At 60.7% G+C, this 22,930-nt stretch carries 26 protein-coding genes, 1 tRNA gene and 1 pseudogene; 11 read left to right on the forward strand and 17 right to left on the reverse strand.

From position 1 onward, the window contains the following. The gene (locus HX898_RS06805) at positions 1–510 is read right to left on the reverse strand and encodes a GNAT family N-acetyltransferase (RefSeq protein ID WP_138391100.1); all 510 of its coding nucleotides are present in this window, start codon (positions 508–510) and stop codon (positions 1–3) included. A gap of 310 nt (positions 511–820) precedes the next feature. Between HX898_RS06805 and HX898_RS06810 the strand changes: the two genes are divergently transcribed. Beyond that, entirely contained in the window at positions 821–1,078 is a 258-nt protein-coding gene (locus HX898_RS06810) for a YjhX family toxin (RefSeq protein ID WP_171598888.1), read from the forward strand. Between the two features lie 50 nt (positions 1,079–1,128). Here the strand turns inward: HX898_RS06810 and HX898_RS06815 are convergent, their stop codons facing one another. The 4 genes from HX898_RS06815 to HX898_RS06830 all read right to left on the reverse strand — a co-directional run bounded on the left by HX898_RS06815 (position 1,129) and on the right by HX898_RS06830 (position 4,111). After that, the gene (locus HX898_RS06815; RefSeq protein WP_171598889.1) at positions 1,129–1,404 is read right to left on the reverse strand and encodes a hypothetical protein; all 276 of its coding nucleotides are present in this window, start codon (positions 1,402–1,404) and stop codon (positions 1,129–1,131) included. A gap of 107 nt (positions 1,405–1,511) precedes the next feature. After that, complete coding sequence (gene gatA / locus HX898_RS06820) at positions 1,512–2,993, reverse strand: Asp-tRNA(Asn)/Glu-tRNA(Gln) amidotransferase subunit GatA (RefSeq protein ID WP_138329783.1); 1,482 nt, start codon at positions 2,991–2,993, stop codon at positions 1,512–1,514. A gap of 56 nt (positions 2,994–3,049) precedes the next feature. After that, a complete protein-coding gene (gene gatC / locus HX898_RS06825) occupies positions 3,050–3,337 on the reverse strand; it encodes an Asp-tRNA(Asn)/Glu-tRNA(Gln) amidotransferase subunit GatC (RefSeq protein WP_003539052.1) in 288 nt (95 codons plus the stop codon). Between the two features lie 69 nt (positions 3,338–3,406). Then, the gene (locus HX898_RS06830) at positions 3,407–4,111 is read right to left on the reverse strand and encodes a metal-dependent hydrolase (RefSeq protein WP_011651680.1); all 705 of its coding nucleotides are present in this window, start codon (positions 4,109–4,111) and stop codon (positions 3,407–3,409) included. Between the two features lie 179 nt (positions 4,112–4,290). Here HX898_RS06830 and ruvX point away from each other — a divergent pair, with 179 nt between their 5' ends. Continuing rightward, positions 4,291–4,785 (forward strand): Holliday junction resolvase RuvX, encoded by a 495-nt coding sequence (ruvX, locus tag HX898_RS06835; RefSeq protein ID WP_064654283.1) that lies wholly within the window; start codon positions 4,291–4,293, stop codon positions 4,783–4,785. On the opposite strand, the gene HX898_RS06840 is transcribed toward ruvX, so the two are convergent. The 3 genes from HX898_RS06840 to HX898_RS06850 form a co-directional block, all read right to left on the reverse strand. Next, a complete protein-coding gene (locus HX898_RS06840) occupies positions 4,722–5,054 on the reverse strand; it encodes a DUF6105 family protein (RefSeq protein WP_138391103.1) in 333 nt (110 codons plus the stop codon). The two genes, ruvX and HX898_RS06840, sit on opposite strands and share 64 nt — an antisense overlap. Then, a complete protein-coding gene (locus HX898_RS06845; RefSeq protein ID WP_171598891.1) occupies positions 5,051–5,224 on the reverse strand; it encodes a hypothetical protein in 174 nt (57 codons plus the stop codon). The genes HX898_RS06840 and HX898_RS06845 overlap by 4 nt, the downstream gene beginning before the upstream one ends. Before the next feature lie 128 nt (positions 5,225–5,352). After that, positions 5,353–6,012: a TetR/AcrR family transcriptional regulator gene (locus tag HX898_RS06850; protein WP_065279742.1), complete on the reverse strand. Its 660-nt coding sequence runs from the start codon at positions 6,010–6,012 to the stop codon at positions 5,353–5,355. A gap of 248 nt (positions 6,013–6,260) precedes the next feature. Between HX898_RS06850 and map the strand changes: the two genes are divergently transcribed. The 6 genes and pseudogenes from map to HX898_RS06880 all read left to right on the forward strand — a co-directional run bounded on the left by map (position 6,261) and on the right by HX898_RS06880 (position 13,720). Then, positions 6,261–7,097: a type I methionyl aminopeptidase gene (gene map, locus HX898_RS06855; RefSeq protein ID WP_062944698.1), complete on the forward strand. Its 837-nt coding sequence runs from the start codon at positions 6,261–6,263 to the stop codon at positions 7,095–7,097. Between the two features lie 7 nt (positions 7,098–7,104). Further along, positions 7,105–7,932 carry a DNA repair protein RadC gene (radC, locus tag HX898_RS06860; RefSeq protein WP_180194277.1) on the forward strand — a complete coding sequence of 276 codons (828 nt, stop codon included), beginning with the start codon at positions 7,105–7,107 and terminating at the stop codon, positions 7,930–7,932. Between the two features lie 175 nt (positions 7,933–8,107). Further along, positions 8,108–9,295: an alpha-hydroxy acid oxidase gene (locus HX898_RS06865; RefSeq protein WP_171598893.1), complete on the forward strand. Its 1,188-nt coding sequence runs from the start codon at positions 8,108–8,110 to the stop codon at positions 9,293–9,295. Between the two features lie 219 nt (positions 9,296–9,514). Next, positions 9,515–10,921, forward strand: a complete 1,407-nt coding sequence (gene sthA, locus HX898_RS06870; RefSeq protein ID WP_138329790.1) for a Si-specific NAD(P)(+) transhydrogenase — start codon at positions 9,515–9,517, stop codon at positions 10,919–10,921. Between the two features lie 58 nt (positions 10,922–10,979). Next, positions 10,980–11,790, forward strand: a pseudogene (locus tag HX898_RS06875) (endonuclease/exonuclease/phosphatase family protein). 160 nt (positions 11,791–11,950) lie between these two features. Continuing rightward, on the forward strand, positions 11,951–13,720 hold the full coding sequence (locus HX898_RS06880) for a radical SAM protein (RefSeq protein ID WP_138329796.1): 1,770 nt from the start codon (positions 11,951–11,953) through the stop codon (positions 13,718–13,720). 119 nt (positions 13,721–13,839) lie between these two features. Here the strand turns inward: HX898_RS06880 and HX898_RS06885 are convergent, their stop codons facing one another. The 6 genes from HX898_RS06885 to HX898_RS33510 form a co-directional block, all read right to left on the reverse strand. After that, on the reverse strand, positions 13,840–14,262 hold the full coding sequence (locus tag HX898_RS06885) for a nuclear transport factor 2 family protein (RefSeq protein WP_138329798.1): 423 nt from the start codon (positions 14,260–14,262) through the stop codon (positions 13,840–13,842). A 177-nt stretch (positions 14,263–14,439) separates the two neighbouring features. Beyond that, entirely contained in the window at positions 14,440–15,924 is a 1,485-nt protein-coding gene (gene tig / locus HX898_RS06890; RefSeq protein WP_138391107.1) for a trigger factor, read from the reverse strand. A gap of 200 nt (positions 15,925–16,124) precedes the next feature. Then, a tRNA-Leu gene (locus HX898_RS06895) sits at positions 16,125–16,209 on the reverse strand. A 153-nt stretch (positions 16,210–16,362) separates the two neighbouring features. Beyond that, positions 16,363–16,953: a GDYXXLXY domain-containing protein gene (locus HX898_RS06900; protein ID WP_180194278.1), complete on the reverse strand. Its 591-nt coding sequence runs from the start codon at positions 16,951–16,953 to the stop codon at positions 16,363–16,365. Next, positions 16,950–18,053, reverse strand: coding sequence for a DUF2157 domain-containing protein (locus HX898_RS06905; protein WP_180194279.1), 1,104 nt, complete (start codon positions 18,051–18,053; stop codon positions 16,950–16,952). Before HX898_RS06905 ends, HX898_RS06900 begins: the two co-directional genes overlap by 4 nt. 213 nt (positions 18,054–18,266) lie before the next feature. After that, on the reverse strand, positions 18,267–18,458 hold the full coding sequence (locus tag HX898_RS33510; RefSeq protein ID WP_138391110.1) for a hypothetical protein: 192 nt from the start codon (positions 18,456–18,458) through the stop codon (positions 18,267–18,269). A gap of 467 nt (positions 18,459–18,925) precedes the next feature. Between HX898_RS33510 and HX898_RS06910 the strand changes: the two genes are divergently transcribed. The 3 genes from HX898_RS06910 to trmFO all read left to right on the forward strand — a co-directional run bounded on the left by HX898_RS06910 (position 18,926) and on the right by trmFO (position 21,037). Continuing rightward, complete coding sequence (locus HX898_RS06910) at positions 18,926–19,072, forward strand: DUF1127 domain-containing protein (protein ID WP_003558908.1); 147 nt, start codon at positions 18,926–18,928, stop codon at positions 19,070–19,072. Positions 19,073–19,366: 294 nt separating this feature from the next. Beyond that, positions 19,367–19,510, forward strand: a complete 144-nt coding sequence (locus tag HX898_RS06915) for a DUF1127 domain-containing protein (protein WP_003539017.1) — start codon at positions 19,367–19,369, stop codon at positions 19,508–19,510. A 93-nt stretch (positions 19,511–19,603) separates the two neighbouring features. Then, positions 19,604–21,037, forward strand: coding sequence for a methylenetetrahydrofolate--tRNA-(uracil(54)-C(5))-methyltransferase (FADH(2)-oxidizing) TrmFO (gene trmFO, locus HX898_RS06920; protein ID WP_180194280.1), 1,434 nt, complete (start codon positions 19,604–19,606; stop codon positions 21,035–21,037). Between the two features lie 103 nt (positions 21,038–21,140). Here trmFO and HX898_RS06925 read toward each other — a convergent pair whose 3' ends face one another. The 3 genes from HX898_RS06925 to HX898_RS06935 all read right to left on the reverse strand — a co-directional run bounded on the left by HX898_RS06925 (position 21,141) and on the right by HX898_RS06935 (position 22,926). Further along, on the reverse strand, positions 21,141–21,608 hold the full coding sequence (locus tag HX898_RS06925) for a hypothetical protein (RefSeq protein ID WP_138391112.1): 468 nt from the start codon (positions 21,606–21,608) through the stop codon (positions 21,141–21,143). A gap of 71 nt (positions 21,609–21,679) precedes the next feature. After that, positions 21,680–22,537, reverse strand: a complete 858-nt coding sequence (locus tag HX898_RS06930; RefSeq protein ID WP_138391113.1) for a phytoene/squalene synthase family protein — start codon at positions 22,535–22,537, stop codon at positions 21,680–21,682. Between the two features lie 2 nt (positions 22,538–22,539). Then, complete coding sequence (locus HX898_RS06935; protein WP_180194281.1) at positions 22,540–22,926, reverse strand: Mth938-like domain-containing protein; 387 nt, start codon at positions 22,924–22,926, stop codon at positions 22,540–22,542. Positions 22,927–22,930: the final 4 nt, after the last annotated feature.

Raw genomic sequence — 22,930 nt, forward strand, 5'->3', positions numbered from 1 at the left:
TCAGAATTCCTGCCCATATCCACCTTGGCCGTCCGAAACGAGCTGTTTCGTCAGTCCGACGGAGGGTACGTCGCGATCAAGCTTCGGATTGTAGGCGACCGAGAGCCAGTGGATGCTATAGCCGTGCTTCTGAAAAAAGCCGATCGCCTCGCTGTTGCCGGAATGGGTCTGCATCCCCGCCTTCTCGAAGCCCTGATCGGCGATCTCCTTTTCGATGCGGACGAGAAGGGCCGAACCGAGGCCCTGGCGGTTGAAGGCGGGATCGATCCAGAAATCCGAGATGGTTTCGTCCAATCCCTCGCGCGCTGCCCAGCCTGCGACCTGGCCGTTCTGCTCGACGACGGTGATGGTCAGCCAGTCGTTTTCCACGAAATTCCGGAAGGCGTTGCGCGCTGCGTCGATCATCGCGTCCGATTCGCCGATCGACGCCATCGCCTTTTGCCAGGCCCTGAGCCCGATCTCGCTCAATAGCTCCGCTTCACCGTCGCGGGCATTGCGAATGTGGATCAACGACACCTCCGCGTTACCCGTCAACTAGACCATTGAGTCGCGGATTTTACCAGTAGCTCCAACGGGATGATCGACCGAAACTGCGGTTTTCGACTGGTTTTGAGAGACAAGTACGCTCTTGACCGAATTTCCCGGGCTGAATAATAGGTCTTATCGAGGTGTTTTATGTTGAGCCTGCCTGAGACCCGGTAAAGGCCCTGCCCGCAAGTTTTCTTGCGCGCATGGGCCCGAAAAAACGAAGCCCTGACGTTCGAATGAGCGCCAGATCGTTTTTGTGCGCCCTACCGGGCGCGATACCGGATCTCAACATATGGACATTTCTCGCACGGTGCAGCGAATCCTGCATCTCATGGCCCAAGGCGGCCGCATCGAAATTACCCGCGACCACGACAGGAAGATCGAGGCGGTCAGTTGCTTCACCCGCGACGGCTGGCTCTATCCCGGCGTCGACCTCGATCTCTTCTGCAGGCTGAAGCGACTGAAGGCAATCAAGTCCTCAGGCGGCCACCCCTACCGGATCACCGAAAGAGGGCTGAGGTTGGTCAGGTCGCAGCTGAACAACAGGTAATAGTGGCACTCCCGATCGCGTCTCGAACGGGCGCGATCGGGGGTATCGCCTCAAACCTTTGCAGAGATTTCCGTCCGCATCGCCGACCACTCGTCGGCCATCGTGCCCGTGCCGCGCGCCTTGCCGGCGCGGCGATACCAGTAGTCGGCGTTCCAGTCATCGCCCTCGATGCGATGGCAAAGGGCGTGCCCCCAATCGAACGGCTGTTCGCCTTCGTGGCGCTGGCAGATGTCGTGGACCGCCTGCCAATCCGCGCCCATGGTGAAACCGCCGGCAGCAAGGCGATCAACTGCCTCGATCAATCGCACAAGATCATTGCTGGCCATAAAACCTTCTCCTGGTTCCGGCTATCAATCAGTCAAGCATGCGGCAAAGCCGACGGCGCCGACCGCTTCGTGGTCGGCAGCCGCTATCTTTCGGATCGTTAGGTCCATTACCACCACTTGGCCGGCGTAAACCGGCCGGCTGCCCGCTCGATGACGTGGGCGGTCTTGAAGAGGGTTTCTTCATCGAAGGGCTTGCCGATCAGCTGCAGGCCGAGCGGCAGGCCCTTATGGTCGAGGCCGGCCGGCACGGCGATGCCGGGCAGGCCCGCCATGTTGACCGTCACCGTGAAGATGTCGTTCAGATACATTTTCACCGGATCGGCGGCGAGGTTCTCATCGGCAACGCCAAAAGCAGACGACGGCGTTGCCGGCGTCAGGATGGCATCGACGCCGGCGTCGAATGCGAGTTCGAAATCGCGCTTGATCAGCGTGCGCACCTTCTGGGCGCGGATGTAATAGGCATCGTAATAACCGGCCGACAGCACATAGGTGCCGATCATGATGCGGCGCTTGACTTCCTTGCCGAAGCCCGCGGCACGCGTCTTCTCATACATGTCGACGATATCCTTGCCGTCGACGCGCAGGCCGTAGCGCACGCCGTCGTAACGCGCGAGGTTCGAGGATGCCTCGGCGGGAGCGACGATGTAATAGGCCGGAAGGGCGTATTTGGTATGCGGCAGCGAGATGTCGACGATCTCGGCGCCGGCATCCTTCAGCCAGGCGATGCCCTGGCGCCAGAGCGTCTCGATCTCATCCGGCATGCCATCGACACGGTATTCGTTCGGAATGCCGATCTTCATGCCCTTCAGCGATTGGCCGAGAGCTGCTTCGTAATCCGGCACCGGCAGATCTACCGATGTCGTGTCCTTTGCGTCGACGCTTGCCATCGACTTCAAAAGAATCGCGGCATCGCGTACGTCGCGGGCGATCGGGCCTGCCTGGTCGAGCGAAGAGGCGAAGGCGACGGTGCCCCAGCGCGAGCAGCGGCCATAGGTCGGCTTGATGCCGACGGTGCCGGTGAAGGCGGCCGGCTGGCGGATCGAGCCGCCGGTATCGGTCGCGGTTGCGCCGGCGCAAAGATGCGCGGCGACGGCTGAAGCCGAGCCACCCGACGAGCCGCCGGGCACGAGCTGCTGGTTGGAGCCCGCGGCACGCCAGGGATTGATCACCGCGCCGTAATGCGAGGTCTCGTTGGAGGAGCCCATGGCGAACTCGTCCATGTTCAGCTTGCCGAGCATGACGGCGCCGTCATCCCAGAGGTTCTGCGTCACGGTCGATTCATAACGCGGCTCGAAACCATCGAGAATGTGGCTGCAGGCCTGGGTGTGAACGCCGACGGTGGCAAAGAGATCCTTGATGCCGAGCGGAATGCCTTCGAGTTCGCCTGCCTTGCCGGCGGCGATGCGCTCGTCGGAGTTCTTCGCCATGACGCGGGCGAGATCCGGCGTGACCTTGATATAGGCGTTAAGCCGGCCATTGGCCGCATCGATCGCCGAGATATAGGCTTCGGTCAGTTCGATCGCGGTGATTTCCTTGGCGCGCAGCTTCTGGCGGGCTTCGGCAATGGTCAGGCTGGTAAGTTCGCTCATCGTGTTTTCGCTTCAGATCTGGAATGGCAACAGGGTCGGAAAGAGGCTTCGAAGCCTTATTCAACGACTTTCGGCACCAGGAAAAAATTGTGGTCGGTGACGGGCGCATTGGCGACGATATCGGCTGCCTTGCTGCCGTCGGTCACCTCATCGGTCCGCTTCTTCATCGCCGTCGGGGTCACCGACGTCATCGCCTCGACGCCGTCGACATTCACTTCGGAGAGTTGCTCGACGAAGCCAAGGATGCCGTTCAGCTCGCCGACCATGCGATTTGCCTCGTCCTCGGAGACGGCAATACGGGCAAGGCGGGCGACGCGCTTCACGGTGGCAAGATCGACGGACATGGCATTCTCCGGATAGGATTTTTCCTACCCGCTATAAAGGCCATGTCCGCCGTGTGCAACGGGATTTCGTCAGATCGACAGGCTCTCGGAAGGCCTGATCGCCTTCACATCCGTCTTCGATCCGTCCATGCCGGCAACGAATTTTTCAGCCGTCTGGTCGATGATCGGAAAGGTGCCGTAGTGGCAGGGGATCGCGGTCTTGAAGTTGAAATAGCGCCGGCAGGCAAGTGCTGCCACAGCGCCGCCCATGGTGAAGCGGTCGCCAACCGGCACGAAGCCGATATCAGGCTGGTGCAATTCGTTGATCAGCGCCATGTCGGAGAAGATGTCGGTATCGCCCATGGCAAGGATCGAGGCTTCGTCGTCGAAATGCAGCATCAGGCCGTTGGCGTTGCCGAGCGCATGCGAGACGCCGTCCTCGGTGATCTGGGCGGAGGAGTGCAGCGCATTGGTGAAAGTTGCCGAGAAGCTGCCGAGCGCGATCGTGCCGCCGGTATTGCCCATCTCGATCTTGTCGACGCCCTTGGAGCCGAGCCAGGCGGCGAGATCGGCATTGGCGAGAACCACGGCACCGGTTTCCTTGGCGAGTGCCACGGTATCGCCGACATGATCGCCATGGCCATGCGTCAACAGGATGTGGGTGATGCCGGCGGACACATCCTTGATATCCTGGCCGGAAAAGGAGGCGTTATAGCTGAGGAATGGATCGAGCAGGATCTTCGCCTTTGATGTCTCGATGCGGAAGGCGGAATGGCCGAGCCAGGTGATCTTCATGAAATGTCTCCTTTATTACGTGATGCAAAGCCAGTTTCGATGCCACATCAAAGAATGAGAGCATGATGTCGTCCGAAAACCGCTCACACTTTTCGGCGTCATGCCCTAAGGACATATCTTATGCGGCCGCAAAGAAAAGCGGCGGCGACTTCAATTTGTTTTGACGGGATGAAACGGCGATGACGGTGCTGACAATCGAGGAAATGGCCGAGACGCTTGCCCCGCGACAGGCGATTGCCGGCCTCGATCTCGGCACCAAAACAATCGGGCTTTCGATGTCCGATCTCGGGCGGCGTTTCGCCACGCCGCGCACGGTGATCCGCCGCGTCAAGTTCACCATCGATGCCCAGGCGCTGCTGGATTTCGCGACGGCGGAAAAGGTCGCAGGCTTCATCATCGGCCTGCCGATGAACATGGATGGATCGGCGGGTCCGCGCGTGCAGGCAACGCGCGCCTTCGTGCGCAACATGGAGCAGAAGACGGCGCTGCCCTTTGTCTATTGGGATGAGCGGCTTTCGACGGTTGCGGCCGAACGGACGTTGCTCGAAATGGACGTCTCGCGCGCCAAGCGGGCCGAACGGATCGATTCGGCCGCGGCAAGCTTCATCCTTCAGGGCGCGCTCGACAGGCTTTCCTTGCTGGCAAGGTCTGATGGAGACGAATTCAGCGCCTGACGCGCCCTCCACCAGCCGATGATCGACTTGCGCTTCCGGAAGGCCAGGATGGCGAAGACGACGAGGCTGTCGACTGCGATCGCGCGCGCAACGAGCGGCGGGATGGTCTCCGGTGGAATGCCGAGCGCCTTGCCGTAAAGCTCGAAGGTCAGGTCATGGACCTGCCGGCTCAGCATGAAGATGCCGAAACTCATGTCGTAATAGGAGAGCCAGTACCATCCGCCCAGAAAGACGATGGGGCCGGCCCAGAAGATCAGAAACCACTTCATGCGGCCTCTCCTCCATGCTTGCGCGCGACGGGCAGATCGAGGGAGACCAACCAGGTCGACGATGCCATGATGCAAAGCACCAGCGTCGGAATTGCGATATCCACCGCCAGGACTGCGAAAAACATCATCGCCGTCACCAGAAACGCGGCTTTAGCGATCTTGGTTCCCATGGGCGTCAACTCGGGCTCTACTCATACATCTCTGCTCACCGCCACACTGTCGGGTTAACCACCCCCATGCAACGTAAACCATTTGTTAAGGTTAACGCAGGCCCCGCCCCCTGTGGATGAGCCAGGTATCAGCCGTAGACGCCACGCACGATGCGCTTCAGCGCCGTTGCCGCCTTCTCCCAGTCCTTGGGTGTTTTCAGCGACAGGCCGGCGCACTGCCCGCCGGCTGCGGCGGCGAGCACAAGGTGCTGGATCGCGGCGATGACGACGGCGTTGACGGCTGCCGCATCCACCCCCTTCGGCGGCGCCAGCGAGCCGCGCATGCGCTCGAGCCACAAGGCGAGCGCCTTCGAACGCGCCTCGGACAAGCGCCTCACCTGCTCGGTGTTTTCCGATATCTCCCAGGCGAGGATGCGGCGCATCAGCGGATCGTTTCTCAAGGCGTCGAGGAGTAGAAGCGACAGCCGCTCCATCAGGTCGCCATAGGTGAGCAGGAACATGCCGCCGGCGTCTTCCGGAATGCGATCCTTCACCCATGTGCCGAGATCGGCGCCGATCGCCTCGACCAAACCGTCGAGGCCGCCATAGTAACGATAGATCAGCTGCTTGTCGCAACCGGCGCGGCGGGCGACCGCATTGATGCCGAAGTTCTGGAAGCCTTCCTCGGCGAGCAGCCCCTTGGCGGCGGCAAGGATGGCGCGCTCGGTGGCGCCGCGATCCCGCACCCGCCGTTCCGGCCCCTCGCCGGTCCCGGGTGAATTTTCAAGATTTACGGCTTCATTCAGCATGATCGACCCTTCCCCACTGTCACCAATCGGTGAGTAGCGGCGTGACTTCACGCAATCAATCCTATCCCTTTGGGAAGATTGTGGATATTCCAGCCGGACCGTTGATTGTCCGTCGAACGGATGCGGAAGGCTGCACGTTGGGCGGATCGGATCCGCTCAGAAATCTCGTCCTGGCGGTTGATCGTGATGGACGAACCCGGCATAGCTACATTATGAACAAATCTAACAATCTCCGCTAAGGCCCTGCAATGGTGAACTATATCGAAGCCTCTACTGCGCCCCCGAAGAATACGGGCGCCATCCGGCTTTATGACGCGCAAGCATTCGAGGGCATGCGCAAGGCATGCCAGCTGACCGCGCGCTGCCTCGATGCGCTTGCCGACATCGTCAAGCCCGGCCTGCTGACCGATGAGATCGACAGGTTCGTCTTCGATTTCGGCATGGATCACGGCGCCTATCCGGCCACGCTGAACTATCGCGGCTATACCAAATCGACCTGCACCTCGATCAACCATGTCGTCTGCCATGGCATTCCGAACGACAAGCCGCTGCGCGACGGCGATATCGTCAATATCGACGTCACCTTCGTGCTCGACGGCTGGCACGGCGATTCCAGCCGGATGTATCCCGTCGGCGTCGTCAAGCGTGCTGCCGAGCGGCTGCTCGAGGTCACCTATGAATCGCTGATGCGCGGCATTGCAGCCGTCAGGCCTGGCGCCCGCACCGGCGCGATCGGCGAGGCGATCCAGACCTATGCAGAGGCCGAGCGCTGTTCGGTGGTGCGCGATTTCTGCGGCCATGGTGTCGGCAGGCTGTTCCACGATTCGCCGAATATCCTGCATTACGGTCGCGCCAACGAGGGGCCGGAGCTGCGCGAAGGCATGATCTTCACCATCGAGCCGATGATCAACCTCGGCCGACCGCATGTGAAGGTGCTGGCCGACGGCTGGACGGCAGTCACCCGCGACCGCTCGCTGTCGGCGCAGTACGAACATACCGTCGGCGTCACCTCCGATGGCTGCGAGATCTTCACGCTGTCGCCGGGTGGGCTCGACCGCCCCGGCCTGCCGTCGCACAACGGGTGACGATCCGATGGCGAATGGGCCTGTTTCGACATCTTCCGACGACGAGCTGCCTTTCGAGACGCGAGAGCCGATTGCCGCCGACGAACGTTCGTTCTTTGCAGGCCAGCCGCGAAATCCGTCCGCGCCGAATGCCAGGGCCGCCCTGCCCGCCTCGCTTGCCGGCCAAGAGCATTATCACGGCCATCGCGAGCGGTTGCGTGACCGCTTCCGGGAGCTCGGCGACACCGCGCTTGCCGACTACGAAATCCTCGAACTGCTGCTTTTCCGCCTGATCCCGCGGCGTGACACCAAGCCGATCGCCAAGGCACTGATCGAGCGGTTCGGCTCGCTCTCCGGCGTCTTCGGTGCGCCTCAGGCGCTGCTGATGGAGGTCAAGGGCGTCGGCGAGGCCGTGGCGCTCGACCTGAAGCTGATCTCGACTGTCGCCCACCGGACGCTGAAGAGCGAACTCAGGAGCAAACAGGTCCTGTCCTCGTGGTCTTCGGTCATCCAGTATTGCCATGCCGCCATGGCGCACGAGACCCGCGAGCAGTTCCGCATCCTCTTCCTCGACAAGCGCAATGTGCTGATCGCCGACGAGGTGCAGGGCCGCGGCACGGTCGACCATACGCCGGTCTATCCGCGCGAGGTGGTCAAACGCGCGCTCGAGCTTTCGGCAACGGCGATGATCCTGGTCCACAACCACCCCTCCGGCGATCCCACGCCATCGCGCGCCGACATCGACATGACGAAGGTGATCATCGATGCGGCCAAGGCGCTCGATATCACCGTCCACGACCACGTCATCATCGGCAAGGATGGCCATGTCAGCCTGAAGGGGCTGAAGCTGATCTGAACAAACACTGCGGCCGGTCGCCGACGAGATGCAGAGCCCCGGCGCGTCCTGGTCCATCCCCGCGAGAAGACTGAGAAATGCTGGAGTTGACAGCAGCAGGTGGTGCGGGATTGTATGCAGTCCCGCCATCACAGCCTGGACAATGCCCGCCCGAATACCGAGAAGATGAAGCTCCATGACGATCCGCAGCGGCAACACCGATCGATCGACCCGGCTCTGCCGCGACATGCTCTGCCTCGATGACTTTGAAATAAAGGCGCGGCGACATCTGCCAAAGCCTCTGTTCGGTTACGTCGCCGGCGCAACCGAGACCAATGCGTCGCTACGGCATAATGCAGAGGCTTTCCAGGCCTATGCCTTCCGGCCTCGTGTCCTTCGGGACGTCTCGAAACGCAGTACCGAGACGAGCCTCTTCGGCAAGACCCATGCCGCGCCATTCGGCATCGCGCCGATGGGTATCAGCGCGCTGATGGCCTATCGAGGTGACATCGTGCTCGCGCAAGGAGCGGATCAATCGGGAATCCCGATGATCATAAGCGGTTCATCGCTTATCCCTTTGGAAGAGATCGCTGCGGTTTCGCCGCAAGCATGGTTTCAGGCCTATCTCCCCGGCGAACCCGACCGTATCGACGCTCTCATCGATCGCGTCGGCGCGGCCGGCTTGCAGACACTTCTGCTGACCGTGGACACAGCCACGCTGCCAAATCGTGAAAACAATGTAAGGGCCGGGTTTTCGACGCCTCTGCGTCCCGGTCTCCGCCTGGCATGGCAGGGCATCTCGCACCCGCGCTGGACCACCGACACATTCCTGCGCACGATCGTCCGGCACGGCATTCCGCATTTTGAAAATTCCTATGCCACAAGGGGCGCGCCGATCATCTCCTCGAATGTGACGCGCGATTTCGGCAGGCGCGACCATCTCAACTGGAACCATCTGGAGCGGATACGCAACAGGTGGTCCGGCAAACTCGTGGTCAAGGGGATCATGCATCCTGACGACGCGGCGCGGGCTGTCGACACCGGAGCGGATGGCGTGATCGTCTCCAACCATGGCGGCCGCCAGCTCGACGGCACCGCATCTCCCCTTCAGGTCCTTCCGGAGATTGCGTCCCGTGTTGGAGACAGCGTTGCCGTCATGGTCGATGGCGGTTTCAGGCGTGGAACGGACATCATGAAGGCCCTCGCACTCGGGGCCTGTTTCGTGTTCGTGGGCAGGCCGTTCCTTTATGCCGCAGCCGTCGCGGGCCTACCGGGTGTGCTCAAGGCGGCCGATATCCTGAAGACGGAACTGCATAGCAATATGGCATTGCTCGGCGTCACCAAGGTGGGCGATATTTCCGCGGACTACATCACCCGTGCATGAAAAGTCGTCGAGCCACAGAGCATGGCAAGCGCCTGTGCCGGTCTTCGTCAGCTACGACCCATGGTGTAAAGCTGTTTCTCGCAGGGCTCACTTGCCCGAAAAAGCACCCGTCAGGACCAATCAGGTGGCCGTAAAACAATCTGTAACATTGACCGGCTAACGATGGACGGGCGACATTTTGCGTCGCAATATGATTCCTTTCCAATCCGGGGCTTGATGATGCTTCAGTACGATCTCGTTGTGGTGGGCAGCGGTCCCGCAGGGCGCCGCGGCGCGATCCAGGCGTCAAAACTCGGCAAGAAAGTGCTTGTCATCGAGCAGGGCAAACGCGTCGGCGGCGTATCCGTGCATACCGGCACCATCCCTTCCAAAACGCTGCGCGAGACTGCGCTTAATCTTTCCGGCTGGCGCGAACGCGGCTTCTACGGCCGGTCTTACCGCGTCAAGGAAGAGATCAGTGCAGATGACCTGCGGCGTCGCCTGCTGATTACGCTCAACCACGAGGTCGAGGTGCTGGAACACCAGTTCGCCCGCAACCGCGTGCAGCATATTCGCGGCAAGGCGAGCTTCATCGATGCGTCGACGCTGCAGGTGATCAAGGATGACGGCGAGACCACGCAGGTCACCGCCGCCAGCGTGCTGCTCGCCGTCGGCACAAAACCGTTCCGCCCCGATTACATGCCCTTCGACGGCAAGACCGTTCTCGACAGCGACGAACTGCTCGACATCCAGGATCTGCCGCGATCGATGGTCGTCATCGGCGCCGGCGTCATCGGCATCGAATATGCGACGATCTTCAGCGCGCTCGACACGGCCGTCACCGTCATCGACCCGAAGACGACAATGCTCGACTTCATCGACAAGGAAATCATCGAGGATTTTACCTATCAGCTGCGCGACCGCAACATGAAGCTGCTGCTCGGCCAGAAGGCCGACAAGGTGGAGAGGCTCGAAAACGGCAAGGTCGAACTGACGCTCGACAGTGGCCGGCGCCTGACGACCGACATGGTGCTTTTCGCCGCCGGCCGCATGGGGGCGACTGATGCGCTGAACCTTCAGGCGATCGGCCTCGAAGCCGACAGCCGCGGCCGTCTCAAGGTCAATCCGGAAACCTTCCAGACATCGGTTGCCAACATCTATGCCGCCGGCGATGTCGTCGGCTTTCCGAGCCTTGCCTCGACCTCGATGGAACAGGGCCGCATCGCCGCCCGCGTCGCGGTCGGCGCGGTCGCCAAGGAGCCGCCGAAATATTTCCCCTATGGCATCTATGCCGTGCCGGAGATTTCGACCTGCGGCCTGACTGAAGAAGAGATGAAGGAGCGCGGTATTCCCTATGAATGCGGCATTGCCCGCTTCCGCGAGACGTCGCGCGGTCATATCATGGGCCTCGACACCGGGCTTCTGAAGCTGATCTTCTCGCTGAAGACCCGCCGCCTGCTCGGCGTGCATATCGTCGGCGAAGGCGCCACCGAGCTGGTGCATATCGGCCAGGCGGTGCTCAACCTCAAGGGCACGGTCGAATACTTCGTCGAGAACACCTTCAACTATCCGACGCTCGCCGAAGCCTACAAGATCGCCGGGCTCGATGCCTGGAACCGGATGGGCGACATCAAGTCGGAGCTCTAAAGTCCGTCGCGTCGTCGAGGGAACGGCCGTCTCAGTCCGGCCGCCAAAACGGAGCCGAATGATATTGCGCATCATTTCCTTGAACGCATGGGGCGGCAGGCTTCATCAAGCGCTGATTGAATATGTGACGGCGGCCGATCCCGACGTGCTGTGCCTGCAGGAGGTTTTGCGCGCACCCGGTACCCACTCGGGCTGGTCGGTCTATCGGGACGGCGATGTCGAATTGCCGCAGCGCTTCAATCTCTTTACCGAGATAAGCACCGCCATGCCCGGCCACGACGGTTTCTTCTGCCCGACCTCGAGAGGCGAGCTTTTCGATGGCGATACCGCCATTGTCGCCGAATTCGGGCTGGCCACCTTCGTGCGCAAAACGCATTCCGTCATCGCCCAAGGGCTGGACTTCGTGCACGGCCCGTTTTTCGGCTGATGGCTGGGGCGAACATCCGCGACCGCGAAACGCCCATTGCATCCGTCTCTTCAGCCATGAGTGCGCTTCTACCGTGACCATCGCCCACATGCATGGCCTGCGCGATCCCGCAGGCAAGGGCGACACGGCGGCGCGTGAAAAGCAGGCCGCGGCGCTAGTCGGGCTCATCGAGCGGGTCTGGCCCGGTGACGAAGGGCTCATCGTCTGCGGCGATTTCAACGTGCTGCCTGATAGCGCAACCTTTGCGATTCTCGCCAGACTCGGGCTTTCCGACCTCGTCACCGGAAGCGGCCTTGTAGACACGCGAACCTCCTACTATCTGAAGCAGGGCCGCTTTGCCGACTACATGCTGGTGACGCCAGGGGTGAAGGTTGCCAAATTCGAGGTGGTCGCGGCGCCCGAAGTCTCCGACCATCGCGCATTGCTGCTCGATATCGGGTAGTATATTGAGGAATAATACACTTCGCGAAGCGTTTGCGCGCCGTGCCGTTTTTTTACGCCTTAGTTCGACCTCCTAAATCGCATTGATATGTGGTGCCTGATAGCTGCCTTCAACGCCATTTTGCCTTCGGGCAAAAGCTTCTAAAGAAAGATAGATACTCTTGTCCCATGTCTTGGAAGTTGCGCGCAGACGTTTTCAGCTGATCTTGATCAAGCCGTCGCATTATGACGATGACGGCTACGTCATCCGCTGGTGGCGGGCGATGATCCCCTCCAATTCGCTTGCGGCGCTCTACGGCATTGCCGCCGAATGTGCCGAGCGCAAGGTGCTCGGCGACGATACGGCCATCGACATCACTGTGATCGACGAGACCAATACGCGGATCGATGTCGCCGGACTGCTGGCGCAGTTCAAGCGTCACGACAATTTCGGCATGATTTCGCTCGTCGGCGTCCAGACCAACCAGTATCCGCGCGCCCTCGATATCGCCCGTCCCTTCCGCGATGCCGGCCTGCCGGTTTCGATCGGCGGCTTCCATGTTTCCGGCTGCCTGTCGATGCTGGATGGCAAGGCCGTCGGGCTTGACGCCTGCCGCGACATGGGCATCTCGATGTTTGCCGGCGAAGCCGAGGGCCGGCTCGACATGGTGCTGCGCGACGCCGCCGCCGGCGAGCTGAAGCCGCTCTATAATTTCATGAACGACCTTCCCGGTATCGGCGGCACGCCGGTTCCCTTCCTGCCGAAGGACAATATCCAGCGCACGCTCGGACTCAGCACCAGCTTCGATGCCGGACGTGGCTGTCCCTATCAGTGCTCGTTCTGCACCATCATCAACGTACAGGGACGCAAGTCGCGCTTCCGCTCGGCCGACGACGTCGAAAAGCTGGTGCGGATGAACTGGGCGCAGGGCATCCACAAATTCTTCATCACCGACGACAATTTCGCCCGCAACAAGGATTGGGAAGCGATCTTCGACCGGCTGATCGAGCTCAAGGAGCGGGACGGCATTCCGCTCGGCCTGATGATCCAGGTCGACACGCTCTGCCACAAGATCCCTAATTTCATCGAGAAATCCCGGCGCGCCGGCGTTACTCGCGTCTTCATCGGCCTCGAAAACGTCAATCCGGACAATCTGACCGCCGCCAAGAAAAACCAGAACAAGATCACCGAATACCGCAAGATGCTGCTCGCCTGGAAGGCACAGGGCATCATGACGCTCGCCGGCTATATCCTGGGCTTCCCCGCCGATACGCCGGAATCGATCCGCCGCGACATCACGATCATCCAGGAAGAGTTGCCGCTCGACGTCATCGAATTCTTCATCCTGACGCCACTGCCCGGCTCCGAGGATCATCAGGTCCTGTGGAAGAAGGGCGTCGAGATGGATGCCGATCTCAACATCTACGATGTCGAGCATGTCTGCACGGCGCATCCGAAGATGAGCAAGCAGGAATGGGAAGACATCTACCACGAGGCCTGGGCGCTCTATTATTCGCCTGATCATATGAAGACGCTGCTGCGCCGCGCCGTGGCGACCGGCGTACCGCTCGCAAGGCTCGTCAAGGTTCTCGTCTCCTTCGCGACCACTGTGCCGCTGGAAAACGTGCACCCGCTGCAAAGCGGCCTGCTGCGCCTGAAGACGCCGTCGGAGCGGCGCCCGGACCTGCCGCGCGAGAATCCGCTGGTCTTCTGGCCGCGCTTTGCCTGGGAAACCTTCAGCAAACATGCTTCACTCGCCGGCACGATCATTGGCCTGACGATTTCGGCATTCCTGATTTCAAGAGATGCGAAGTCGAAGACCTATATGGATCAGGCCCTGACGCCTGTCGCCGACGACGAAGAGGAAACGCTCCACCTCTTCACACAGACCGCCGGCGGCGCCGCAGCCGTCAGCCATGTCAGGAAAGTCGCGCAACTGACCGCGCATTGAGCGGTAATTCTTGAACGGCGGCTGGCAGCATCAAACTCTAAGCCAATGCATGTCGCTAAAGCGCGTCGCATGAATCAAGTTTGAGAACGCGCTTTGAAGGCTCCGACTTTGGTGGCCGTTTAAGCGACTTGGATCATCTTGGTCGTCTCGGCCACTTGCAGTGTGTCGACGAATTCGACGATCTTGACCGGTTTCCCATCTCGGAAATGGATCTTGTCGACGAATTCCGTATGGAAGCTCACGCCCGATGGGATGTGCCTGACCTCGCCTTCGCGGTGGGCAAAGACCATATGCTCATCCTCGTCCACATAGATGCCGGCTGTCCTGATATTCGATAGATCCCACACTGTGATAAGCTGGGTTATCGCCTGGCGAAAAGAATCCCCGCTTGATTCAGTCGAAAAAGGCGCCAGCCGGGTATTGCCGACCATGCGAAAGGTGCAATGCTCACCGATCAGCGCCAGCGTAGCTTCGACATCGCCACGGTCACGCACAGCATAGATTTCCTCCACGAGCTTCTTCATGTCGTGCTTTGCGGTCATTTTCAGGTCCCTCCACCATCAGCGAAATCTGCATCTAATTATACTTTAATGCAACTCTTTGTTGTTCCGGATAAATAAACACAATGGAGTAGGCGTTCGAGAATAAACTGACCTGACAAATAGAAAAAGGCCCCGCACGATGGCGAGGCCCTTCCAAACTTCAGAACCGAAAAGCGATTATTCGGCGCTTTCGTCAGCCGCCTTCTTCTTCGGAGCAGCCTTCTTCTTCGGTGCGGCTTCTTCGCCTTCACCGGCGTCAGTTGCTTCGGCCTTGGCGGCAGCCTTCTTCTTCGGTGCTGCCTTCTTGGTTTCGGCCTTCGCTTCGCCTTCTTCCTCGGCGAGCAGCTCTTCCTTGGTCACCTTCTTGTCGGTGACGTCGATTTCGGTCAGCAGGTGATCGATGACCTTCTCTTCGAAGATCGGCGCGCGGATCGAAGCGGCGGCACCCGGCTGGCTGCGGAAGAATTCGAGGATCTGCTTTTCCTGGCCCGGATACTGGCGCAGCTGATCGTAGATGGCGCGCTGCATCTCGTCTTCGCTGACTTCGACGCCAGCCTTTTCGCCGATTTCGGAGAGAACGAGACCGAGGCGAACGCGGCGCTCAGCGAGCGTCTTGTATTCCTCGCGAGCCTTCTCCTCGGTCGTGTCTTCATCCTCGAAGGTCTTGCCGGACTGGGCGAGGTCGTTGTTCACCTGGCTCCAGATGCCGTTATATTCGGCGTCGACGAGCGAGTTCGGGGTCTCGAACTTGTACATCTCGTCAAGCTGGTCGAGGATCTGACGCTTCAGCTTCTGGCGGGTCAGCGAGCCGTACTGCGATTCGATCTGGCCACGGACGATTTCCTTCAGACGGTCGGCCGATTCGATGCCGAGCTTGGAGGCGAGTTCGTCGTTGATCTCGACATCGGCAGGTGCGGCGACTTCCTTGACTGACACGTCGAAGGTCGCTTCCTTGCCGGCGAGGTTCTTGGCCGGGTAGTCGGCCGGGAACGTCACGGTGATGGTCTTCTCGGCGCCGGCCTTGACGCCGACGAGCTGGTCTTCGAAGCCCGGAATGAAGCGGCCGGAGCCGAGCACAAGTTCGGCGCCCTGGTCGGTGCCGCCCTCGAAGGCTTCACCGTCGACCTTGCCGACGTAATCCATGGTGATGCGGTCGCCATTGGCGGCCTTGCCGGTCTTGGTTTCGTAAGCGCGGGCGCTTTCGGCGACCTTCAGGACCTGCTCGTTGACTTCGTCGTCCGAGATGTCGATGACTTCGCGCGTGACCTTGATGCCCTTGACTGACTTCAGTTCGATCGGCGGCAGCACTTCATAGGAGAGCGTGAATTCGAAATCCTGCTCGGCTGCGAGGATCTTGTCGGCTTCGTCCTTGTCTTCCGTCATGGCGATTTCCGGCTGCGTGGCCGACTTCTCGCCGCGGCTGGACAGGATGGCTGCCGGCTGCTCGCGGACGATCTCGTTGACGAGGTCGGCCATGATCGACTTGCCGTAGACCTTCTTCAGGTGAGCAGCGGGTACCTTGCCCGGACGGAAGCCGTTGATGCGAACTTTGTCCTTCACATCGGCAAGACGCTCATTCATCTTGTCTTGCATGTCCTTGGCCGGGATAACGACCTTGATTTCGCGCTTCAGCCCTTCAGCGAGCGTTTCGATAACCTGCATGTCTTCCTACCTTCATTTCGTGGCGGCCGTGCCCAGACGCCGTTCGTTTCGATGAGCACGACGCCGGCGATCCTGCCGCGCGTGGCTTTTCCCAATTCCATATCATTCCGCCCAAAGCGGAATGGCACTCGCGGGCTATTCGGGACAACTCTCAATTGTTCTGGAACAACCGATTCTTAGTCTCCCGCCTGCAAACAGCTTGGTGCGGGTAGAGAGACTTGAACTCCCACGCCTTGCGGCACCAGAACCTAAATCTGGCGTGTCTACCAATTTCACCATACCCGCGTTCACAAAACCGCATGCCTATGCCTGCGCATGAGGCCTTCCGGAGCGCGGCGTCTCTATATCACCCGATTTGGTCGAGGCAAAGGAAAAATGAACGGCAAATGACAGGGGATTTGCAGCCCCGGAACCGCCCTGCCCCGAAGTGTGACCGGATCAGTAGAGCGGCTCGTCGTAAACCGGCTTGCCGTCAACGAGAAGGCTGCGAATCTGTGCGCTTCCATCAGGGGAAACACGCACTGCGATGGCGACGTTGCCGTCATTGCGGGCCTCCTCGATCGGCTTGCCCTCGCCTTCAGGAACGTAGTAGCGCTCGATGCCGTATTCGACACGCATGCTGTCGCCGGCGGCAAGTCCGCCACTATAAAACGGCTGGCTGCGCAGGATGACGGACTCCGGCTGCGGAGGCAGTTCGTGAAAGGACGATTCGGTCACCGTCCAGAAACCGTCCTCCTGCTTCTTCAACCGGACCCACAACACCCGTTCGCCGGCCTCGGCCGGAATGCCGCCGGAAACCGTCTGCACCGGCACCGAGGAAATGTCGTAGTTCAAGACGACATAGTCGCCGCGCAGGAAATCGCGCGGATCGACGGGCGCCGTCTTCAGCAGCACCTCGGCGCCATCGCTGAGGATCGACGCCCGGCTCTGGATGATCGTGCCGAGGATGAGGGTCTGCAAACCGGCGACGATGATCGCCGAAAAGAGATAACCCTTGCCGGATTGCAGCCTTGCCATGAACGAGTTCATGCCCGCTCCCCCTGTGCATTCGCCGAAAAACGCCGTTCAAGACGGATGACCATCCAGGCGACAAGTGCCACCACGAGACCGGAGAACAGGAAGAGGCTCGACGTGCCGAGGATCGAGCCGACGGTGACGGAGGCGAGATAGAGCATCTCCGCGGCAAAGGTCGCATAGGCGAGATATCGCACCGCGCCATTATCCCTGCCACGCAGGACGATTGCCAGCACGGAAGCGGCAAGCGTCGCCACTCCGAGCACCACCAGCCCCCAGCCGTCCTCGATCTCGATATGCAGCAGCAGAAAGCCGATTACGGCGACGAGGAAGCTGTAGAAGGCAGGAGCCGCACCGGCGCTTCTGACCAAGGAGGCAATAGGCCGGAGCGGCAACGCCGTCAGGACGAAGGCCGCCATGCCACCGATCGCAAAGGCAAGCGCCACGGCGATCTCCTCATAAAGAGTATAGAGCCAGGCAAGCCAGCCGATCAGCAGCAGATAGGCCAGATGGCGGCCCCGCTCGGCGCCGGTATAGCGCACCAGCCCGATGACGATCACCGCCATGACCGGCGCCATCCAGGGATCGAGACCGATCCAATGCGTATCGTAATTCTCAAGATAGACGGCAAACGACGCCCAGGAGAGGAAGCCGGCGACGACGGCCACGGCGCCCGAACGGAACAGGATCGCCGAGATCGTCGCAATCGCGAACCAGAGATACATCACCGTCTGCTCGTCGCCGGAGAGATGATACATCTGCCCGACCAGCGAGATGGCGCCGCCGAAACTCATAGCGCCGATGACCAGCAAGCCGCCTGCGGCGGCCGTCGCACCGCGGGCAAGCATCCGGGCGGCGGCGATATGCACCACCCAGATCAGGGCAAAGATGCCCCCCACGCGCACCAGGCGCGGGATGGCCTCCCAGTTGGAGGCGACGACCAGCAGGATGGCGGCTGCAAGCAGCACCGCCGCCAGCGCCATCAGCACCCTGCCGAGGCTGAAGCTTGCCGGGCGGCTGTCATATTCGGCGAGAAGCGCACCTGCCGTTTCCTGTCCGAGCAGGCCCTTGCCCACCCAGAGCGAGAGATCCCGCTCCAATCTGCCGCGATACATGCTCAACCCCTCGATTTCCGTAACGCCGACTGCGGCGCTGCGGCTCACGCCGTTATAGACGCAGCACGGGTGTCCGCAAACGCTCTTGCGACAAATATACAAGTTCCTCATTGGTCTAAATAGTATCGAGTGTTAACCGGCCGCTAACGTCAGAAGCGCTAATATAAGCCTATGGACGGAGAGGTATGCGATCCTTGCATATCCCCCATGAATTTATTGCACTGCACAATAGTCATTAGTCATACTATTGATCACACATCGAAGCACGGGGATGGCGCCCCGGCCCGGCATCAGCCGGACGCCCGCGGATGCTTTGTCCGTGACGAGATTCGCAGTTGCGCACTCCTCCTCCCAGCGCGCTGCGATAGACTGGCAACACTCCTCCTCCCAGTTGTCAGTCACCATAACACGCCCGCCGGATCCTCCCCCGGCGGGCGTTTTTGTTTAGCCAAAGCTTCATTAAAGCCTTGGCAATGAGAGGATTTTCGTCGCGTGGCGCCATCAATGCCGCATTGTCGTCACACCGCCCCACCAACCCTGCGAAGAGATGGGCGGCTTCCGATCCGAAACAGAACGCCTCTTTACAGCGGATGGACGGGCGGAACCATCGGAGCAAGCAGCGTTTTCCGGAGTGGCACCCCCTTCGTCCCTCCAAACCAAACTGCTTTTTCAAAAGTCATTCTGCCTATTCGTTGACCAAAAAGCGGTAAGTCTGCGTCAAATACCTCTTGAGCATTGCATAACTCGCATAGGTGATCTGAAAACTTGGCTGTTTTAGTCTTTCGCGTCGCAACATATATTCCAGTCATCAAATAGAGGTCAGCGCCGATCGGTGGCTGCTGGCGGATGAAACCCTCGGAAAGGGGCTTAACATGAACTTCTCTCGCTCTTTCAATAACTGGCGTAAGTATCGTCAGACCGTCACGGAACTCGGCCGCATGACCAACCGCGAATTGCACGATCTCGGCATCGACCGTTCGGACATCCATCGTGTTGCCCGTGAGGCTTCTGCCCGCTAATTCAGGCGGTTGACTGCTCCTTACGAGCAGATCGTCTTTGATTGAAACGCCCGCTGTCTCCCACAGCGGGCGTTTTCATTTGTCTGCATGCGGCTGCCGCGGCGGTAGCAGGTTTTTCCGTCTCATTAGCCCGCTCAAAAAATATCCGCTGCTTAATTGAAGAGCATCATCGTGCACAATTGCATGGCAGACGCCTTTTATTTGCACTGCACAATTGGACGGTTCTCGCCTATATAAACATCAACCGCAGAGAGACAGGCGATCCCGCCGTCCCGCGGACATAGGAAGAAGACAATGAACCCGATCCGCATTGCAAGAAGCTGGCTCAGCTACCGTCGTACGCTCAATGAACTCGGCGGCCTTTCCAACCAGACCCTGTCCGATATCGGCGTCAGCCGCTACGACATCCGGAATATCGCATCCCGCTCGTTCCGCTAATAGCGAGTACGATGCTTCCAAGACGGCGCCCCAGGGCGCCGTTTTTGATTCCAGGGTGTTGGATCGCACCTGCCGACATGATATCAGCCCGGAATGAACACGATCTCCTCCTATTCCCCTATCCACGTCGTCGGCGGCGGGCTTGCCGGTTCGGAAGCCGCCTGGCAGATCGCCAGTTCCGGCGTTCCGGTCATCCTGCATGAAATGCGCGGGGTGCGCGGCACGGATGCGCACAAGACCGACGGCCTTGCCGAACTCGTCTGCTCCAATTCCTTCCGGTCCGATGATGCGACCAGCAATGCCGTCGGCGTCATCCATGCCGAGATGCGTATGGCGGGCTCGCTGATCATGGCCGCTGCCGACCGGTGCCAGGTACCGGCCGGTGGTGCGCTCGCCGTCGATCGCGATGGCTTCTCCGAGGCGGTGACCAAAGCGGTCCATGACCACCCGCTCATCACCGTCGTGCGTGAAGAGGTCACCGGCCTGCCACCAAGTGACTGGGATCTTGCCATCGTCGCCACCGGACCGCTGACGGCGCCGTCGCTCGCGAGCGCCATCCAGACGGAAACCGGCGAGGATTCGCTCGCCTTCTTCGACGCTATCGCGCCGATCGTCTATCGCGAGAGCATCGACATGGATATCTGCTGGTATCAGTCGCGCTACGACAAGGTCGGGCCCGGCGGCACCGGCAAGGATTACATCAACTGCCCGATGGACGAGACGCAGTACAATGCCTTCGTCGACGCGCTGATCGCGGGCGACACGGTCGGCTTCAAGGAATGGGAGGGCACGCCTTATTTCGACGGCTGCCTGCCGATCGAGGTGATGGCCGAACGCGGCCGCGAGACGCTGCGCCATGGACCGATGAAGCCGATGGGGCTGACGAACGCGCATAATCCGACGGTCAAGGCCTATGCCGTCGTGCAGCTGCGGCAGGACAATGCGCTCGGCACGCTCTATAATATGGTCGGCTTCCAGACGAAGCTGAAATACGGTGCGCAGGCCGACATCTTTCGGATGATCCCGGGCCTCGAGAATGCCGAATTCGCCCGTCTCGGCGGTCTGCACCGCAATACCTATATCAACTCCCCCACCCTGCTCGACCCGTCGCTGACGCTGAAATCGCGGCCCGGCCTGCGTTTTGCCGGACAGATCACCGGCTGCGAGGGTTATGTGGAAAGCGCCAGCGTCGGGCTGATGGCCGGGCGTTTCGCCGCCGCCGAACGCAAGGGCGAGGCGATTTCGCTACCCCCGGCGACGACGGCGCTCGGCTCGCTGCTTGGTCATATTACCAGTGGGCACCTCGTCACCGACGAGGAGCCGGGCAAACGATCGTTCCAGCCGATGAACATCAATTTCGGGCTGTTTCCGGAGCTCCAGCCGGGTTCGATCGTCAAACCCGAAGGCGTCAAGCGCTTTCGTGGCAAGGACAAGACGATCATGAAGCGGCAGCTGATCGCGCGGCGCGCGCTTGCCGACTGCGCGGCCTGGCTCGGTCAAGAATCCACGCTTGCCGAAAGCGCCTGACCGGCGTTTTCAAGCGCGTCGCATCGCGCATGCGACCGCTTGACGTCTTTGCTTTTGGGCATGTCGACCTCCCAAACCGATGCACAATTTTGGGCGACATGCATTACTGCTTGTTCGCCGCCGAAATATTGCCGGGCAGCAGGTCCTTATCCGGCTCGGCGATATAATTGCCGAGCAGCCAGAGCGAAACCTCCGAGGCTTCCTTGGCGGAAGCGAATTCGAAATCGCCGTTGTGATGGGGTGCATCGAGGAAGTCGATCACCAGTCCTCTGCCCGTTTCCGAGCCGACGACGCGCACCCGACCAGGCTCGATCACGTGGCAGGAGAAATGGCGCGACATGTTGCGCATGAAGCCGGCCTTGTTGTCGTGCAGGCGCACAAAGACGGCCTGGCCGTTTTCCGTCGCCTGCAGCTGACGGATCGCCTCGTTCGGAAAGGCACGGCCGAACTCGATGATGGCGAGGCCCGTGTCATGCAGGCCATCTTCCTTGTTCTGCGCGGCCATACGCGTTGCCACGAAAGCAAAGAAAATGACGATGGCGAAAAGGACGCACCAGACGATAATGCCCACGCCGAGTCTCCGTTCAAAGTGTAGCGGTGGAAGCCTTGTAACGCGCGAGACTTGCGCGAATTTGACCGATATCAGATTTTTCGGCGTGCGGCAGCCAGCCCCATCCGCAGCTGGCGGCGCCATTGCGGCGGCTGCAGCGGCCGGTCGAGCAGCAAGGCGCCGCGTTTCTGCGCCTTGACGAGCACCGGTTCGGCAAGCGTCGCCGGCAGGAAGGCTGGAAAGACGGTCGGCGCAATCGGCCCCGCCGCCCTCGCCTTTGCCAGATGTTCGCGACCGAGGCCGGCAAAAGCCTCGATGGCGGCAGAGATGCGCGGCCTGTCTTCGCCGACGAGGAAGGCATCGCGGTCGAGACCGGTGGCGGTAAGGATCTGCAGCGGAATATAGATCTGGCCGCGGCGGCGATGAAGCGGCATCAGGAGCAACAGCCCGGCGACCGCCTGGGCGACGCCGGCATGGCCGGCAGCGTCGGCCGAGCGTGCGGCCTCCTTCGGCGAAAGCACCAGGCTTGCGAGCTGAATCAGCGCCGATGCCGTTTCGCCGGCATAGCCTTCAAGCGAAAGACGTGTCTCCATCGGATCGTCATAGAGATCAAAGGTACGGGCCTCAATCATGTCGATCAGCGTCTTGCGTGGCAGGCGGTGCGTTTCGATGGCGATCAGAAGGGCTGCGGCGACGGGATTGGCCGCCGTCGAGCCGTGCGCGCTGCCTTCCAGAAGATCGTGCCAATATTGCAGCCGCACCTCACCGGGCAAGGGCTCGTGGACGAGATCGCGGATGCGGGCAAGCTCGGCATTGAAGGCGTAAAGAGCTGCAAGCGCGCCGCGCTTTTCCTCCGGTGACAGCAGACAGGCGAGATAGCGGTCGCGATCGCTGTCACGCAGCATCGCCAGGCAGATATCCTGGTTGGTCGCAATATGCGCTTCAGTCATCGTCAGACCGCAATCAACGCCGCGGCGACGGCACGCTGCTCTGCGAGCATAATATTGAAGGTGCGCACTGCAGCCCCGGTGCTCATCGGATCGGAGGAGATGCCGCGCGACTTCAGCGCCAGCCTCAATTCCTCGGGCAGACGGCGAAGCTCGGTTCCGGTACCGACGAGCAGAACCTCGACATCAGCGGCCTCATCCAGCACCCGGCGAAAATTTTCAGGCGACAGCGGTTTCGACATGTCCATGTCCCAGCCATGAATGCCGGAGGGCAGGCAAAGAATCGAGCCGCGATGCGACATGTCGGCAAAACGAAAGCCGCCATTGCCGTATGCATCGATCGGAGCGCGCCCGGGGAAATGTGCGGCGCGGATTTCTATGCCTTTTGCCATGTTT

Origin of the sequence: Rhizobium sp. WYCCWR 11128 (assembly GCF_013416305.1) — a bacterium.
Classification (GTDB): domain Bacteria; phylum Pseudomonadota; class Alphaproteobacteria; order Rhizobiales; family Rhizobiaceae; genus Rhizobium; species Rhizobium indicum.